Genomic DNA, 13638 nt, shown 5'->3' on the forward strand with positions numbered 1-13638 from the left:
TCAGGAACGGATAAGGGCTTAAAATTGTCAGAACGGTACCTACATGTCCCACGTAAGGGCTCGGCATAGGGAATGGAATTTTTGAATATCGGTGAAGCCATGCAGCACGGCGTCTGGCGAATGCAGGATGGCGAAAAAGATGATGACAGTTCCGACCGTGGAACTGCGGTCATTACGCGTACGAAAACCAAGACGAAGAAACCGAGCCTCTATCGTGTATTGTTGCTGAATGACGATTACACACCAATGGAGTTCGTCATTCATGTGCTTGAGCGCTTCTTCAAGAAGGATCGCGAAGCCGCGACCAGAATTATGCTGCACGTACACAATCACGGTGTCGGTGAATGTGGCGTGTTCACGTTCGAAGTGGCGGAAACGAAAGTAACGCAGGTGATGGATTTCTCCCGCCAACACCAGCATCCACTTCAATGCGTGATGGAAAAGAAATGAGGTACTGAATGCCGGCTTTTTCCCAAGGCTTGGAGCGGGCACTGCATCAGGCGCTCACTTTGGCCAATGAGCGCCACCATGAATATGCAACGCTCGAGCATTTGCTTCTTGCGCTGATCGACGATTCGGACGCTGCGGCCGTTATGCGTGCCTGCAATGTCGATCTGGATGCGCTCAAAGAGACAGTGATCAAATACATAGACGGCGAACTCGACAATCTCGTCACGGGCTATGACGAGGATTCCAAGCCGACCGCGGGGTTCCAGCGCGTTATCCAGCGCGCTGTCATCCATGTGCAATCGTCTGGACGCGAAGAGGTGTCGGGAGCCAATGTGCTCGTAGCAATTTTCGCCGAGCGCGAGAGCCATGCGGCCTATTTTCTGCAGGAACAGCAGATGACGCGCTACGACGCGGTCAACTACATCAGTCACGGCATCGCCAAACGGCCCGGCGGATCAGAGGCACGAACGCCACGTGGTGCGGAGGACGAGGACTCCGGCGCACCTGGGGCAGAGGCCGAGGACGGCAACAAGAAGAAACAGGCGCAAGACGCGCTTACAGCCTATTGCGTCAATCTCAACGAGAAGGCGCGGGCCGGGCGCATCGATCCGCTGATCGGGCGCGCGCCCGAAATCAACCGTACCATTCAGGTTCTCTGCCGCCGTTCCAAGAACAATCCGCTGTATGTGGGGGATCCTGGCGTCGGCAAGACGGCGATCGCAGAAGGGTTGGCCAAGCGAATCGTGGAAGGCGACGTGCCTGATGTGCTGGCCGATGCCACGATCTTTGCGCTCGACATGGGATCGCTTTTGGCTGGCACGCGGTATCGCGGTGATTTCGAGGAACGTCTCAAACAGGTCGTGAAGGAGCTGGAAGACTTCCCCGGTGCGGTTCTCTTCATTGATGAGATTCACACGGTGATCGGCGCCGGAGCGACCTCTGGCGGGGCAATGGACGCCTCCAATCTCTTGAAGCCTGCCTTATCGTCTGGCTCCATCCGTTGCATCGGCTCGACCACCTACAAGGAATTCCGGCAGTTCTTTGAGAAGGATCGCGCGCTGGTGCGTCGCTTCCAGAAGATCGACGTGAGCGAGCCGACGGTGGAAGATGCCATCGAAATCATGAAGGGGCTCAAGCCCTATTTCGAGGACTTTCACAAGGTTCGCTACACCAACGAGGCTGTGAAGGCGGCGGTCGAGCTTTCGGCCCGCTATATCAGTGACCGAAAGCTGCCGGACAAGGCGATCGACGTGCTGGACGAAACTGGCGCCTCGCAGAAGCTGTTGCCGGAAGCCAAGCGGCGCAAGACGATCAACGTCAAGGAAATCGAGGCCACCATCGCCACCATGGCCCGCATACCGCCCAAAACGGTATCTGCCGATGACGAGAAGATCCTTGCCACGCTCGAAGACGAGTTGAAAAGGGTTGTTTACGGACAGGAAGCGGCGATCACCGCACTGTCGTCGGCGATCAAGCTGGCACGTGCAGGGCTGCGCGAACCCGAGAAACCGATCGGTTCGTACCTGTTCTCCGGTCCCACGGGCGTCGGCAAGACCGAGGTCGCCAAGCAGCTAGCTGCCTCGCTCGGTGTTGAACTGTTGCGTTTCGACATGTCGGAATACATGGAGCGCCACACGGTCTCGCGCCTGATCGGCGCGCCGCCCGGCTATGTGGGCTTCGATCAGGGCGGTTTGCTGACCGACGGGGTGGATCAGCATCCTCATTGTGTGCTTCTGCTCGACGAAATCGAGAAGGCGCATCCGGATCTCTTCAATATCCTTTTGCAGGTGATGGATCATGGCAAGCTGACCGATCACAATGGCAAAAGCATCGACTTCCGCAATGTCATTCTGATCATGACGACCAATGCGGGTGCCGCGGACATGGCCAAACCGGCGATCGGCTTCGGTTCCTCCAAGCGGGAAGGCGATGACATGGAAGCGATCAACCGGCTGTTCACGCCGGAGTTCCGCAACCGTCTGGATGCCGTGATACCGTTTGGTGCCCTGCCTGCGCCAGTCATTCATCAGGTCGTACAGAAGTTTGTCATGCAGCTTGAGGCACAGCTCGCCGAGCGCCGAGTCACGTTCGATCTGTCGGAAGATGCGGTCGCCTGGCTGGCAGACAAGGGATATGACGAACGGATGGGTGCCCGTCCTCTGGGGCGTGTCATTCAGGAGCATATTAAGAAGCCACTTGCCGATGAGGTCTTGTTCGGAAAACTGAAGAAGGGCGGAACGGTGAGAGTCACGGTGGATAAAGGTGAGAGTGGCGAGAGCCTACTTAAACTCGACGCCTTGCCCGATGATGCGCCGATTAAGCCGCGCGATGAGGTTCCGACCAAGAAGAAGGCCAGGCCCGCCGCGAAAAAACCTCGCAAGCCCAAGGCGGCTGCGAAGCCGAAACCTAAGGCGCAGAAGCCCAAGGAGCCGCCGAAGCGAAGCCTCGTTCCGCAATTGCCGCGGAAGGATTGATGCGCATGGACTGAAGTGTAGGGGCGAGCATCAAGTGGCCCAATTTCGAAGGCGTGAGTGCCCCAAGCACTCACGCCTTCATTGTATCGCACCCAACCTCTTCCTGTGGTAGTTCGTTCGGGCAATGAGTGAGTCCCCGATAGCCCAACCAGACGAAGAATCACGCGCATTCGCTTGGTATCTGCGAGGTGTGCGGCGCTGCTTCTCGATACCGGGCCTTGTTCTGGTGAGCGCGTTTATCGGCTTCTCCGGTCTTGCACGCGAGGCGGGCCTCACGCTTGCACAAACCGTCTTCATGACGGGTGTGGTCTGGGCCTTGCCCGGACAGGTGGTGCTGATCGGTGCGATACTGGCTGGAAACAGCCTGTTTGCTGCGGCATTCGCGGTCGCTCTCTCCTCCGTGCGCCTGGCACCCATGGTGGTGGCGATCACACCGGAAATGCAAACCCCCAAAACGCGAGGATGGGTCCTCTACGCCTTGTCGCATTTTGTCGCCATCACCTCATGGGTGTTGGCGATGGGGAGCTTCAAAACCGTTCCGCGACCGTTGCGCACGGCCTATTACACCGGCATCGGATCAACACTTGTGCTGGTGAATATGGGTGTGGTGGCAACCGTGTTCCTTGTGGCGGAAACCTTGCCTGCGACAGTGAATGCGGGGCTGCTTTTTCTCACGCCCATCTATTTTCTCACGTCGCTTTGGGGATCTGCCCGGGAACGGGCGGGACATGTCGCGATGATCCTAGGCCTGATCTGCGGACCCGTCTTCCACATTCTCATGCCCGGTTTCGATCTCCTGGCCGCCGGTGTCGTTGCCGGTGTGGTTTCCTATGCGTGGCACCGCATGAAAGCCAAAAATGAGGAGGCCGGATGAGCTTTGATGCGTTCGAGAGCTGGTGGTGGCCCTATCTGTTCATCCTCCTGGCCGGCTGGCTGGCAACAGATATATGGCGGTATATCGGCGTCTATCTGGGAGGGAAAATGTCCGAAGAGTCGGACATTCTTGTCTTCGTGCGCTGTATTGCAACGGCACTCGTCGCCGCGGTGATCGCCAATCTTATCGTGTTTCCCAGTGGGGCGCTGGCCGATTCCCCGCTCGAATTGCGGGTGGCGGCCGCCATTGCCGGCTTTGCCGCCTATCTTTTCTGCCGCAAGCAGATCCTCATTGGAATCGTCGCTGCCGAATTGGTGCTGTTGAGCGGTTTATATCTCTTGGGCTAGAGAGCGCCCGAGTTCTGCTGGAGTTTTTGGCGGATCTTTTCGGCTTGTTCGGCAAGCAGCGCCTGTTCCGCCATCTCCCCGGTATGCGGTCGAAGCGCGACACTCTCGAAACGGGGAATGATGTGAACATGCAGATGGAAAACGACCTGTCCGCCAGCGGCCTCGTTGAATTGCTGAATGGTCACGCCGTCGGCATCGAATGCGGCTTTCGCTGCCCGTACCAGCTTCTGGACTGTGCGCATGACCGCTGCAAGACTTTCCGGCTCCACGTCTAGGATATTGCGTGAAGGTTTCTTCGGGATCACCAGACAATGGCCGTCGCCGCGCGGCATGATGTCCATAAAGGCGAACGTGTCCTCATCTTCATAGAGTTTGTGGGCCGGCAGTTCGCCGCGCAGGATCTTCGCGAATATGTTGTCGTTGTCATAGGCGGCGCTGGTCATTTGAACCTCTTGGATGGAGCAATTGCCGCCGCAGTTTTCTGCGCTAATGTCCGGACCGTCAACACCCGTAGACGGGTGATTCGACAGGTTTTCCATGAAGGCGCAGACATTGACTTATCTCTATCTTATCGTCGCCATTCTTTTCGAGGTGGTGGCGACAACCGCACTCAAACAGACAGCGGGATTCACACGTCTCGCACCTTCGCTGATCACGCTCATCGGCTATGCAGTCGCCTTCTTTTTCCTCTCGCTGACGCTGCGTACCATGTCTGTGGGCATCGTCTATGCCCTTTGGTCAGGTGCTGGAATCGTCTTCATCACCGCTATTGGCTGGCTCTGGTTTCAAGAGGCGCTGGATGCTCCTGCTCTGCTGGGAGTGGGGCTGATCATTGCGGGCGTGCTGGTCATCAATCTCTTTTCGAAATCGGTGATGCACTGAACCGCGTCAGCCCTTCTTGAACGGTGTGTGTTCTTCGAGCACACGGTTGATTTCGGCTACGTCGCGCCGTTCCATGTCAAGATACTGCGCCACGGCCCGTCTCAGACCGGGGTGGGGGATGTGATGGGCAGAGCGGGTGGTGACCGGCTCATAGCCGCGCGCCAGTTTGTGTTCACCTTGCGCTCCGGCCTCCACACGCGCCAGGCCATGCGCAACGGCAAACTCGATGGCCTGATGGTAGCAAACCTCGAAATGCAGAAACGGATGCTGTTCCACGCATCCCCAATTGCGACCGAACAGAGTGTCCGAGCCGATGAAATTGATGGCACCGGCGATATAACGACCATTCCTGCGGGCCATGATGAGAAGAATGTCGTCCGCCATGCGCTCTCCGATCAGGGAGAAGAAACGCCGGTTGAGATAGGGGCGGCCCCATTTGCGGCTCCCGGTATCCATGTAGAAGCGGAAGAACTCGTCCCAAACGGTTTCCGTCAGGTCCGAACCGGTCAGCCATTCGATTTGAACACCGCTTTCCAGCGCGCTACGGCGCTCTTTTTTCAACGCCTTGCGCTTGCGCGAGGCCAGGGTGCTCAAAAACTCCTCATAGGAGCCATAGCCGCGATTGAAGAAATGAAACTGCTGGTCGGTGCGCAGTAGGAAGGACGATTGATCGAGCGCTGCGATGTCTTCCTGTAGGGCGAAAGTGACGTGAACGGAAGAGACGCCGAGCCTCTCCGTCAGGGTTTTAAGCCCTTCTGCAAGTGCATGACGCACGGCTTGCGGTTCCAAGTCATCGCGAACAAGGAGACGGGGCCCGCTGGCGGGGGTGAAAGGTATCGACACCTGAAGTTTCGGATAATATCGCCCGCCGGCCCGCTCGAAAGCATCGGCCCAACCATGGTCGAACACATATTCGCCCTGGCTGTGCGACTTGAGATAGCAGGGAACCGCACCCAGAAGCGAGCCGTCTGGCGCTCGCAGAGAAAGATGCTGGCCAAGCCACCCGGTCTCACGCACGGCACAAGCACTGTCTTCCAGACTGGACAGAAAGGCATGGGAGACGAAAGGATTGTAGGGGGATTGTGCCGTAGACTGCCGGCCCGCGCCCGCAAGTGTCGCCCACTGGGCGGGCGAAATGTCGGAGAATGACGGAGCAACCGTCAGAGTGGCCTCGCCCGCCATTTCGGCATCATTTCGGGTGTTCGACATGGGCTTTAACTAAGCGCGCATGTGGCTCCTCTTCAAGAGGCCACCACGCCGGCTAGGGGCTGAAGCCCTCATATGTCATCTGATCGGCATAGGCGAATGTCCGCGTAACCGCCTCCCGGTCCCGCACGGTCCATGTGATGACCGGCATGGAGAGGCGCTCGCGCACAAAGCTCACAAACGGGTTGGGCAGGTCGCTCACCGCATAGGAGACGAATGATATCTCATGCGCCAGCATGGAGAAATGCGCCTCCATCGATGCGGCCGACCGCCCTTCGGCTGTGAGCCCGCGGGGCAGGTCAGGCGCAAGTTCTGCCAGCTGCCGCACAAGGCGATGCTCAAAGGACATGAGCGCCACCCGACCGGAATAGGATTTCAAGGCTTCCGCAACCCGCTCCACGAGCGCAGCATCATGCCCCTCGGATGCCTTGAGCTCGATCACCAGTGCGGCGCGTCCGCCGACCAGTCGGAGCATCTCCTGCAGTGTGGGCACATGATCATCGGTTTCGCCGACTTTGAGTGCCCCAAGTTCTGCAGCCGTCTTTGCGGCGATGGTGCCGTCCTGTCCCGTGAGACGGCGCAGCGCATGATCGTGAAAGACCATAGGGACGCCGTCGGACGACAGATGCACGTCGCACTCGATCGAATGACCGGCGTCCACGGCTGCCTGAAACGCCGAAAGCGTGTTCTCCCATCGTGTGCGGTTCAAATCGTGAAGTCCGCGATGGGCAATGGGCCGTGCTGTGAGCCATTCTACGTTGGACATCAATCGGCAACTTCGATTACGGCATCGATCTCGACGGGCGCGTTCATGGGGAGGGAGGCCATGCCGACAGCGGCGCGCGCGTGGCGCCCGCGGTCTCCCAGGGCGGCCACGAGAAAATCTGAAGCGCCATTTGCGACCAGGTGTTGGTCAGTGAAATCGGGTGTGGAGGCAACAAAAACGGAGATCCGGACCACGCGCTTGATTCTTTCAAGATCGCCGAGCGCCGCGCGGGTCTGAGCCAACACATTGACGGTGCACCATTTGGCAGCGAGCTTGCCGGCCTCAATCCCCAGTTCCCGGCCGAGTAGCCCCATGGCCATCAGCTTGCCGTCCTTCATCGGCAGCTGGCCCGATGTCATCAACAGCGAGCCTGTCTGAACATAAGGCACATAATTGGCCACGGGTGCAGCGGCTTCCGGCAGTTCCACGCCCAGTTCCAACAGTCGTTTCTCGATGTCACGCGCCATAATCATCTCCCGGGAATTCAAACTCTGCTCCGGCAATGACCGCCGAGCAGGCAAACTAAACGTCACTTGCGGCAGTTTCGCAATCGAATCCGTAGTCAATCCACGATGCCGCAGGCGAAGAGGTTGCATATTTGCCTCGCTTCCGCCACGACTCTCGGTCAAACGGAACCATCCAAACGGTCACGATACGCTCCGACCGTAAAATACCGAATATCGGAGGTCGTTCATGCGCTCATTGCGCCTAGTTGCTTTGGCCCTTCTCTCTTTTCCGGTTGCCGGGACAGGCCTTGCCCAGGCAGCCCCGAAGTTGCTGCCACATCGGGCCGTTTACGACCTTTCTCTGGAACAAGCGAGCGATCGCTCCGGCATAAACGGTATTAGTGGCCGCATGGTCTACGAATTCGCAGGCTCTGACTGTGAGGGTTATACGACCACCTTCCGTTTCGTCATGCGGCTGGAGACGGATGACGCGTCGCGGCTTTCGGACCAACAGACCACCACTTACGAGGATGGTGCCGGGGAGGTTTTTCAGTTCGTCAACAAGATGTATCTCGACAACATGCTCGACCGGGAGGTGAAAGGGGTGGCCCGTCTGAAAGATGGCGCGACGCTGGTTGAGCTTTCCAAACCCGAACGCCGCAGCGAGAAGCTCCAACTGACGCAATTTCCGGTTCGGCACATGAAGGAAGTGTTGGCAAAGGCCGAATCCGGCGGCGGATTCTATCAGACCACGCTTTTTGACAGCTCTGAAGATGCCGATCGTGTGATGATGACCTCGGTGACGATCGGCAAAGCGAAGCTGATCGAAGAGAGCGAGGCGGAATGGTCTGCCGCCACCCCGCTTGAGAACCAGTCCTATTGGCCCGTAAGCATCGCTTATTTCGATCCGAATGAGGAGCGCGGTGAGGCGCTGCCGGATTACGAAATCAGCTTTCTCCTGAATGAGAGTGGCGTGACGCGAAGCCTGGAGATGAACTATGACGAGTTTTCGATTCGTGGCCAACTTGTCGATCTGACGATGTTCGATGAGAACAAAGAAGCGGCGAACTGCGCTAAATAAGCCCATTCGCCGGTCAAATGCTTGCATTCTGCGCCATAAGCTTCTATATGCGCGCGCATTCCACACACGGATCTTGGTTCCGGTCGGGAGACATCCGGCCTGCGCCTCCGGTGGCGGTTTCCGCCTGACGGTCCGTGGAGGTTCAACCGGAAAGGATAACAAATGGCACTGCCCGATATCAGCATGCGCCAGCTTCTGGAAGCTGGTGTTCACTTTGGTCACCAGACCCACCGCTGGAACCCGAAGATGTCCAACTACATCTTTGGCGCCCGCAACAATGTTCACATCATCGACCTGAGCCAGACGGTGCCGCTGATGCACCAGGCGCTGAAGGTCGTCTCCGACACTGTCGCCAAAGGCGGCCGCATCCTTTTCGTTGGCACCAAGCGTCAGGCGTCCGAGATCGTTGCCGATTCGGCCAAGCGTTCGGCACAGTATTATGTGAACGCTCGCTGGCTCGGCGGCATGCTGACCAACTGGAAGACGATCTCCCACTCGATCCAGCGTCTGCGCAAGCTCGATGAGCTGCTGGCTTCCGACGCTCAGGGCTTCACCAAGAAGGAGCGTCTGAACCTGGAGCGTGAGCGCGAAAAGCTCGACCGCGCTCTCGGCGGTATCCGCGACATGGGCTCCACGCCGGACCTTATGTTCGTGATCGACACCAACAAGGAGGCAATTGCCGTTCAGGAGGCCAAGCGTCTCGGAATTCCGGTGGTTGCGATTGTCGATTCGAACTGCGACCCGGATGTTGTCGATTACCCGATTCCGGGCAACGACGACGCTGCACGTGCGCTCGCTCTTTATTGTGACCTCGTAGCCAAGGCGGCCATCGACGGTATCGAGCGCCAGCAGGGCGCCCTCGGCCTCGATATCGGCGAGGCAGTCGAGGCTCCGGCAGAACCGGCTCTCGACGATGAAGCCGCTACGCCGGCAGCAGAGGAAAACAAGGACGCCTAACCAGCGCCGTTCCGAAAATGCGGGGCTGAGGCCTCGCGGCGGCCGCGCGGCAGACAAGAAGCTACGCGGCCGTTTTTGTTAGAAGATTGATGAAGAGGCGACGATGAGCATTACAGCAGCAATGGTCAAGGAACTGCGCGAGAAGAGCGGCGCAGGGATGATGGACTGCAAGACGGCCCTGACCGAGAACAATGGTGACATGGAAGCAGCCATGGACTGGCTGCGCAAGAAGGGCATTGCCAAGGCTGACAAGAAGGCTGGCCGTACGGCGGCCGAAGGCCTGATCGGCGTTGCATCCGACGCAAACAGCGCTGTTGTTGTAGAGGTCAATTCCGAGACTGACTTCGTTGCCCGCAATGAGGCCTTCCAGGCGCTGGTGAGCAATATCGCAACCGTCGCTCTTGGCACCGATGGATCGATCGACGCGGTCTCCTCCGCAACTTATCCTGCAACGGGTAAGTCCGTTGCCGACACCGTGAAGGATGCGATTGGCACGATCGGCGAGAACATGGCGCTGCGCCGTTCGGCAAAGCTGTCTGTCGAAAACGGTGCAGTTGCAAGCTATGTCCACAATGCCGTCACCGATGGTCTTGGCAAGCTCGGCGTTTTGGTAGCGATCGAGACCACGGGCGATGCCGACGCCGCTCGCGCTTTTGGCCGCCAGGTCGCCATGCATGTGGCCGCGACCAATCCGCTGGCTCTGAACGAGGCCGATGTGGATCCGGCAGCCGTTGCCCGCGAGAAGGACATCTTCTCCGACCAGGCGCGCCAGTCCGGCAAGCCGGAGAACATTATTGAAAAGATGGTCGAAGGCCGTCTGCGCAAGTTCTTCGAGGAGGTCGTGCTCCTGAAGCAGGCTTTCGTGATGAACCCTGACCTGACAGTCGAAAAGGCTCTTGCCGAGGCTGAAAAGGAAATCGGTGCGCCGGCAAAGATCGTAAGCTTCGTCCGTTTCGCGCTTGGTGAAGGCATCGAGCGGGAAGAGACCGACTTTGCCGCTGAAGTGGCTGCTGCCGCAAAGTCCTAAGACCGGCGAATAGCTGTTTGAAGACGAAGGGCGCCGCGTGACAACGCGGCGCCCTTCGTGTAACGCAGGGTCAAATTTGGAGACTTTGAAGATGACCGAGAAACGCTATCGGCGCGTTGTCCTGAAAGCATCCGGGGAGGCCCTGATGGGCGAGCAGGGGTTCGGCATCGATGTTTCGGTGGTGGACCGCATCGCCCGCGACATTCTGGAAGCGCGCAGGTTGGGCGTCGAGGTCGGGGTCGTTATCGGGGGCGGCAACATCTTCCGCGGCGTGGCTGTGGCCTCCAAGGGCGGTGACCGGGTCACCGGCGATCACATGGGCATGCTCGCCACAGTCATCAATTCGCTGGCGTTGCGCACCTCCCTGGTGAAGATGGGTGTCGATGCCGTGGTCATGTCGGCCATCGCCATGCCTGAGCTTTGCGAAAGCTTCTCACAGCGCCAGGCCACCAGCTACATGAACGCGGGCAAGGTGGTGATATTTGCCGGCGGTACCGGCAACCCATTCTTCACTACAGATTCGGCCGCAGCGCTTAGGGCGGCAGAGATCGGCGCGGATGCGCTCTTCAAGGGTACGCAGGTCGACGGCGTCTATTCCGCTGATCCGCGCATGGATCCCGATGCGACGCGCTATGAGCGTCTTAGTCACGCGCAGGTGATCAGAGACGGTTTGGCCATCATGGATACTGCCGCGATTGCTCTTGCGCGCGAGAACCACATTCCGATAATCGTTTTCTCGATTCATGAAGAGGGCGGATTCAACGCCATCTTGAAAGGCGGCGGACATTGCACCATCGTGTCCGATGACGCCGAAGCTGAACAGCGTGCCGGTGCGTAAGGAGATTTGATAATGGCCGACGGCGTTGATTTTAAAGACCTGAAGCGGCGTATGGACGGAGCAACGACTGCCTTCCAACACGATTTGGCTTCTCTGAGGACGGGCCGCGCTTCCGCCAATCTTCTCGATCCGATCCAGGTGGAAGCTTATGGCGCGGCAATGCCGATCAATCAGGTAGCAACGGTTTCCGTGCCCGAACCGCGCATGATTTCGGTCGCGGTCTGGGACCAGAGCATGGTCAATGCAGTGGACAAGGCGATCCGCGAATCGAATCTCGGTTTCAACCCGATCGTGGATGGATCGACCCTGCGTATTCCCTTGCCCGAGCTCAACGAGGAGCGCCGCAAAGAACTCGTCAAGATCGCGCATCAATATGCCGAGAGCGCGAAAGTGGCGGTTCGTCATGTGCGGCGCGACGGCATGGAGCATCTCAAAAAAGCCGAGAAAGACGGCGACATCAGCCAGGATGAACTGCATGCGCAGTCCGACCAGGTGCAGAAGATGACGGACGAAACCATTTCCGCCATCGACAAGCTCCTGGTGACCAAGGAAGCCGAGATCATGCAGGTCTAGCCGCCAGGGCGATGCTCAAGAGGTGAGGGGAGAATAGCAGTTGAAGCCGGCCCACATAGCCATAATCATGGACGGAAACGGTCGCTGGGCCGAAGCGCGGGGCCTCCCGCGCCGGGCCGGGCACCGCGCCGGTGTGGAAGCGCTGCGCAGCGCCGTGCGTTCGGCTGGCGAACTTGGGATCAACTGGCTCACCGTCTACGCCTTTTCGTCCGAAAACTGGTCCCGGCCACGCTCGGAAGTCAATGATCTCATGGGGCTTCTTCGATTGTTCATCCGTCGGGATCTTGCCGAATTGCATCAGAATGGTGTGCGCGTGCGCATCATTGGTGATCGGGAGAATCTGGAAAAGGACATCAAGTCGCTTCTGTTGGAAGCGGAAAATCTGACGGCGGATAACACCAATATGAACTTGGTGATCGCTTTCAACTACGGCGCGCGTGACGAAATCTTGAGGGCTGCAAAAGCGCTGATGCGTGACGTGCAATCGGGCCGGCTGGAGGCAAATGCGGTCGATCTGGAAGCGTTCGGTGGTTATCTCGATACTGCCGGCATTCCCGATCCGGACCTGATTATTAGAACGAGCGGCGAGCAGCGTCTGTCTAACTTCCTGCTCTGGCAGGCCGCTTATGCGGAATTTGTCTTCCTGCCCTGTCATTGGCCGGATTTCGGTCGCGCCGATCTTGAAACCGCGATCGCTACCTTCAATGCCCGCGAACGACGCTTTGGCGGCGTCGGAGCTCGCGAAGCCGTCCTATGAACGGTCTTGGGGAGGAGGGAAAGCCGGCGTCCGGCCGCCCGCGTAGCAATCTGCAATTGCGCATTGTTTCGGCGATCATTCTGGGCCTCGCCGTTCTCCTGATTACATATTTTGGCGGCTTACCTTTTCGGATCATGTCCGCAGCCATGGCCGGTGCGATTTTTTATGAATGGTGCGCCATGCGCTCGGAGCGAGGTGGAGGCATGCACATCGCGCTCGGTGCTGCATTGCTTGCTGCGATCATGGCTTTGATGATTCTCGGCCAGCCGGCATCGGTTCTGTTTCTTGGCCTGGTGGGAGCTCTTCTCATTCTGGCATTGCACGGCTGGGCAACCGGATCCGGCTTTGGAATTGTTGCAGGGCTTGCATACGCGGCCACGCCCACGCTGGCGCTGGTTCATCTGCGTGTGGATGATACCTCCGGGCTTTTGGCAATCCTGTTTCTGTTCGCAGTTGTATGGACGACGGACATCATGGCCTATTTCACCGGGCGGACGTTTGGCGGAGCAAAGCTCGCGCCCTCCATTTCACCGGGAAAGACGTGGAGTGGCGCGGTCGGCGGAACGGTTTTCGCCGTGCTTGCGGGTGGTGCTTTCACACTGCATGAGAACGCGGTTCACAGCGTGGAGACGATTGCCTTGATCGCGTTCATACTGGCTGTTGTCTCTCAGGTCGGTGATCTATTCGAATCGGCTCTCAAGCGGAAAAACGGCGTTAAGGATTCAAGCAACCTCATCCCCGGTCATGGCGGGGTGATGGACCGGGTTGATGGGCTGCTGGCGGCGGCGCTTGCTCTCTACGTGCTGGCGGCATTTCTGGGTGGAACAGACCACCCGGCTCAAGCTCTTTTCAAGTTCTAGCGGAGCCGGAACCATTTGCCTTGGAACTGCCGGAATGGCATGGAGTGTGGTGAAGTCGGGATTCGGGAGGCTCTTTCAGGGCTGATCGTATTAACCGGCG

The 13638-nt window shown here is 58.5% G+C and carries 16 protein-coding genes; 12 read left to right on the forward strand and 4 right to left on the reverse strand.

What is annotated here, in order from left to right; translation table 11 throughout:
- Window positions 1–120: 120 nt before the first annotated feature.
- The 4 genes from clpS to KW403_RS16975 all read left to right on the forward strand — a co-directional run bounded on the left by clpS (window position 121) and on the right by KW403_RS16975 (window position 4145).
- On the forward strand, window positions 121–450 hold the full coding sequence (clpS, locus tag KW403_RS16960; protein WP_223022625.1) for an ATP-dependent Clp protease adapter ClpS: 330 nt from the start codon (window positions 121–123) through the stop codon (window positions 448–450).
- Between the two features lie 8 nt (window positions 451–458).
- Window positions 459–2924: an ATP-dependent Clp protease ATP-binding subunit ClpA gene (gene clpA, locus KW403_RS16965; protein ID WP_223020589.1), complete on the forward strand. Its 2466-nt coding sequence runs from the start codon at window positions 459–461 to the stop codon at window positions 2922–2924.
- Window positions 2925–3048: 124 nt separating this feature from the next.
- A complete protein-coding gene (locus KW403_RS16970) occupies window positions 3049–3798 on the forward strand; it encodes an AzlC family ABC transporter permease (RefSeq protein ID WP_223020590.1) in 750 nt (249 codons plus the stop codon).
- Window positions 3795–4145, forward strand: a complete 351-nt coding sequence (locus tag KW403_RS16975; protein WP_223020591.1) for an AzlD domain-containing protein — start codon at window positions 3795–3797, stop codon at window positions 4143–4145. Before KW403_RS16970 ends, KW403_RS16975 begins: the two co-directional genes overlap by 4 nt.
- Here the strand turns inward: KW403_RS16975 and KW403_RS16980 are convergent.
- Window positions 4142–4588 carry an HIT family protein gene (locus KW403_RS16980; protein ID WP_223020592.1) on the reverse strand — a complete coding sequence of 149 codons (447 nt, stop codon included), beginning with the start codon at window positions 4586–4588 and terminating at the stop codon, window positions 4142–4144. The genes KW403_RS16975 and KW403_RS16980 overlap by 4 nt on opposite strands.
- Window positions 4589–4682: 94 nt before the next feature.
- On the opposite strand from KW403_RS16980, the gene KW403_RS16985 reads away from it, so the two are divergent.
- On the forward strand, window positions 4683–5027 hold the full coding sequence (locus KW403_RS16985; RefSeq protein ID WP_223020593.1) for a DMT family transporter: 345 nt from the start codon (window positions 4683–4685) through the stop codon (window positions 5025–5027).
- A gap of 6 nt (window positions 5028–5033) precedes the next feature.
- Here KW403_RS16985 and KW403_RS16990 read toward each other — a convergent pair whose 3' ends face one another.
- The 3 genes from KW403_RS16990 to KW403_RS17000 form a co-directional block, all read right to left on the reverse strand.
- Window positions 5034–6209, reverse strand: coding sequence for a GNAT family N-acetyltransferase (locus KW403_RS16990; RefSeq protein ID WP_223022626.1), 1176 nt, complete (start codon window positions 6207–6209; stop codon window positions 5034–5036).
- Between the two features lie 79 nt (window positions 6210–6288).
- A complete protein-coding gene (locus KW403_RS16995; protein WP_223020594.1) occupies window positions 6289–6999 on the reverse strand; it encodes a glycerophosphodiester phosphodiesterase in 711 nt (236 codons plus the stop codon).
- On the reverse strand, window positions 6999–7466 hold the full coding sequence (locus KW403_RS17000) for a RidA family protein (protein WP_223020595.1): 468 nt from the start codon (window positions 7464–7466) through the stop codon (window positions 6999–7001). Before KW403_RS17000 ends, KW403_RS16995 begins: the two co-directional genes overlap by 1 nt.
- Before the next feature lie 226 nt (window positions 7467–7692).
- Between KW403_RS17000 and KW403_RS17005 the strand changes: the two genes are divergently transcribed.
- The 7 genes from KW403_RS17005 to KW403_RS17035 all read left to right on the forward strand — a co-directional run bounded on the left by KW403_RS17005 (window position 7693) and on the right by KW403_RS17035 (window position 13538).
- Window positions 7693–8526, forward strand: coding sequence for a cell envelope integrity EipB family protein (locus KW403_RS17005; RefSeq protein ID WP_223020596.1), 834 nt, complete (start codon window positions 7693–7695; stop codon window positions 8524–8526).
- 162 nt (window positions 8527–8688) lie between these two features.
- Window positions 8689–9483, forward strand: a complete 795-nt coding sequence (gene rpsB, locus KW403_RS17010; RefSeq protein ID WP_223020597.1) for a 30S ribosomal protein S2 — start codon at window positions 8689–8691, stop codon at window positions 9481–9483.
- Window positions 9484–9586: 103 nt separating this feature from the next.
- On the forward strand, window positions 9587–10510 hold the full coding sequence (gene tsf / locus KW403_RS17015; RefSeq protein ID WP_223020598.1) for a translation elongation factor Ts: 924 nt from the start codon (window positions 9587–9589) through the stop codon (window positions 10508–10510).
- Window positions 10511–10601: 91 nt separating this feature from the next.
- Window positions 10602–11348 carry a UMP kinase gene (pyrH, locus tag KW403_RS17020; RefSeq protein WP_223020599.1) on the forward strand — a complete coding sequence of 249 codons (747 nt, stop codon included), beginning with the start codon at window positions 10602–10604 and terminating at the stop codon, window positions 11346–11348.
- Between the two features lie 12 nt (window positions 11349–11360).
- Window positions 11361–11921 carry a ribosome recycling factor gene (frr, locus tag KW403_RS17025; protein WP_223020600.1) on the forward strand — a complete coding sequence of 187 codons (561 nt, stop codon included), beginning with the start codon at window positions 11361–11363 and terminating at the stop codon, window positions 11919–11921.
- A gap of 67 nt (window positions 11922–11988) precedes the next feature.
- Window positions 11989–12678 carry an isoprenyl transferase gene (locus KW403_RS17030; protein ID WP_246637980.1) on the forward strand — a complete coding sequence of 230 codons (690 nt, stop codon included), beginning with the start codon at window positions 11989–11991 and terminating at the stop codon, window positions 12676–12678.
- On the forward strand, window positions 12675–13538 hold the full coding sequence (locus KW403_RS17035) for a phosphatidate cytidylyltransferase (protein WP_223020602.1): 864 nt from the start codon (window positions 12675–12677) through the stop codon (window positions 13536–13538). The genes KW403_RS17030 and KW403_RS17035 overlap by 4 nt, the downstream gene beginning before the upstream one ends.
- Window positions 13539–13638: the final 100 nt, after the last annotated feature.

The organism is Nitratireductor kimnyeongensis (genome assembly GCF_019891395.1).
Taxonomy (GTDB): domain Bacteria; phylum Pseudomonadota; class Alphaproteobacteria; order Rhizobiales; family Rhizobiaceae; genus Nitratireductor; species Nitratireductor kimnyeongensis.

Bases quoted from the DNA above. Each gene is read 5' to 3' on its own strand.
- clpS (WP_223022625.1), top strand. From the start codon at position 121: ATGCAGGATGGCGAAAAAGATGATGACAGTTCCGACCGTGGAACTGCG.
- clpA (WP_223020589.1), top strand. From the start codon at position 459: ATGCCGGCTTTTTCCCAAGGCTTGGAGCGGGCACTGCATCAGGCGCTC.
- KW403_RS16970 (WP_223020590.1), top strand. From the start codon at position 3,049: ATGAGTGAGTCCCCGATAGCCCAACCAGACGAAGAATCACGCGCATTC.
- KW403_RS16975 (WP_223020591.1), top strand. From the start codon at position 3,795: ATGAGCTTTGATGCGTTCGAGAGCTGGTGGTGGCCCTATCTGTTCATC.
- KW403_RS16980 (WP_223020592.1), bottom strand. From the start codon at position 4,588: ATGACCAGCGCCGCCTATGACAACGACAACATATTCGCGAAGATCCTG.
- KW403_RS16985 (WP_223020593.1), top strand. From the start codon at position 4,683: ATGAAGGCGCAGACATTGACTTATCTCTATCTTATCGTCGCCATTCTT.
- KW403_RS16990 (WP_223022626.1), bottom strand. From the start codon at position 6,209: ATGGCGGGCGAGGCCACTCTGACGGTTGCTCCGTCATTCTCCGACATT.
- KW403_RS16995 (WP_223020594.1), bottom strand. From the start codon at position 6,999: ATGTCCAACGTAGAATGGCTCACAGCACGGCCCATTGCCCATCGCGGA.
- KW403_RS17000 (WP_223020595.1), bottom strand. From the start codon at position 7,466: ATGGCGCGTGACATCGAGAAACGACTGTTGGAACTGGGCGTGGAACTG.
- KW403_RS17005 (WP_223020596.1), top strand. From the start codon at position 7,693: ATGCGCTCATTGCGCCTAGTTGCTTTGGCCCTTCTCTCTTTTCCGGTT.
- rpsB (WP_223020597.1), top strand. From the start codon at position 8,689: ATGGCACTGCCCGATATCAGCATGCGCCAGCTTCTGGAAGCTGGTGTT.
- tsf (WP_223020598.1), top strand. From the start codon at position 9,587: ATGAGCATTACAGCAGCAATGGTCAAGGAACTGCGCGAGAAGAGCGGC.
- pyrH (WP_223020599.1), top strand. From the start codon at position 10,602: ATGACCGAGAAACGCTATCGGCGCGTTGTCCTGAAAGCATCCGGGGAG.
- frr (WP_223020600.1), top strand. From the start codon at position 11,361: ATGGCCGACGGCGTTGATTTTAAAGACCTGAAGCGGCGTATGGACGGA.
- KW403_RS17030 (WP_246637980.1), top strand. From the start codon at position 11,989: ATGGACGGAAACGGTCGCTGGGCCGAAGCGCGGGGCCTCCCGCGCCGG.
- KW403_RS17035 (WP_223020602.1), top strand. From the start codon at position 12,675: ATGAACGGTCTTGGGGAGGAGGGAAAGCCGGCGTCCGGCCGCCCGCGT.